At 63.5% G+C, this 1316-nt stretch carries 1 protein-coding gene; it reads right to left on the bottom strand.

What is annotated here, in order from left to right; all coding sequences use genetic code 11:
• Positions 1–30 precede the first annotated feature (30 nt).
• Positions 31–1250 (bottom strand): IS3 family transposase gene (locus ACT3TD_RS14755; protein ID WP_141657168.1). Its coding sequence is split into 2 segments (ribosomal slippage): positions 31–965 and positions 965–1250, totalling 1221 coding nucleotides; the frame shifts between segments, so codons are not numbered across the junction.
• Positions 1251–1316 lie beyond the last annotated feature (66 nt).

The raw sequence follows: 1316 nt of genomic DNA, 5'->3' as shown, positions 1-1316 counted from the left end.
TGGCCTTCCCCGCAAATCGTGGACAGGTAACTAAGCTGCCTCGGGTGCCTCAGCAGCAGGTTTGTTGAACAGATTCATCTCGAACTCCACCGGCGGTACATACCCCAGCGACGAGTGCAGCCGTCGACGGTTGTAGACCACCTCAATCCACCGGGCGACAGCCTGGCGTGCCTCGGCCCGGGTCGACCAGGTGTGCCGGTCGTAGAATTCGGTTTTCAACGTGGCCCACACACTTTCGGCCATCGCATTGTCCCAGCACACCCCGGTTCTACCCACCGACTGCAGCACCTGCAGATCCTGGCACACCCGGTGCATCTGCTCACTGGTGAACTGGCACCCACGATCAGCGTGGAACACCACGTCATCGGGCAGTTCCCCGCGTAGCGTGTGTGCCATGCGCAGGGCACGTTCCACCAGGTCAGTGTGCATGTGGGTGTCCATCGCCCAGCCGATGATCCGTCGGGAGTGCCCGTCGGTGACCGCTGCGAGGTACACCCAGCCTTCACCGGTGCGAAGGTAGGTGATGTCGGAAATCCAGCACCGGTCGAGCCCGCCCTGGTCCCAGCCGCGCCTGACCCGGTCAGGGATCGTATGGGCCTCGACACCAGGCAGGGTGGTCACCGGGGTGAACTTCTTGGGGCTGATGCCCTCCAAGCCCTGACGTGCCATGGATCTCGCCACGGTCTTCACATCAACCTGTGTGCCCTCCCGGGCCAGCTGGGCATGCACCCTGGGAGCGCCGTAGACCTCGTCGGACTCGATGAACACCGTCCGGACCTTCGCGTCGAGGTCGTCGCGCTCACGGCGCTGTGGGCCGGGCTGTCCGGCCTGTCGTGCTACCCAGGCGTAGAAACCGGACCGGGACACTCCCAGCAGACGTGCCATACGCTTGACCTCGTAATTCGCCTTCTCCTGCACCATCAGTTCATACCGTTCTGCGGTGGTTGCTTGGCAGCGAAGAAGGCTGCCGCTTTTCCCAAAAACTCGTTGTCCTTCTTCACGTCAGCGAGTTCGCGGCGCAGTCGTTTGAGTTCGGCGCGTTCATCCAGATCCAGCTCGCCGGTGGGCTCACCGGCCTGGTCGGCGTGTTCGGCGGCGACCCATTTACCTAGCGTCTGGGCGCCGACGCCGAGTTCACGGGCGACTTCGGCGATAGTACGTCCGGTGTCGATGACCAGTCGGGCGGCTTCGTGTTTGTACTCGGGGCTGAAGGTTCGTCGTGGTCGCTTGCCGGCGGTGTGGTCGGTCATAGTGACATCCTCTCGTGCGGGACGGGGCCCGCTAAATCGGGTGTCCACTCAACGAGGGTAGGGCCA

The organism is Corynebacterium sp. AOP36-E1-14 (assembly GCF_052377495.1).
Classification (GTDB): Bacteria; Actinomycetota; Actinomycetes; order Mycobacteriales; family Mycobacteriaceae; genus Corynebacterium.
This window is presented reverse-complemented; position numbering and strand designations above follow the sequence as displayed.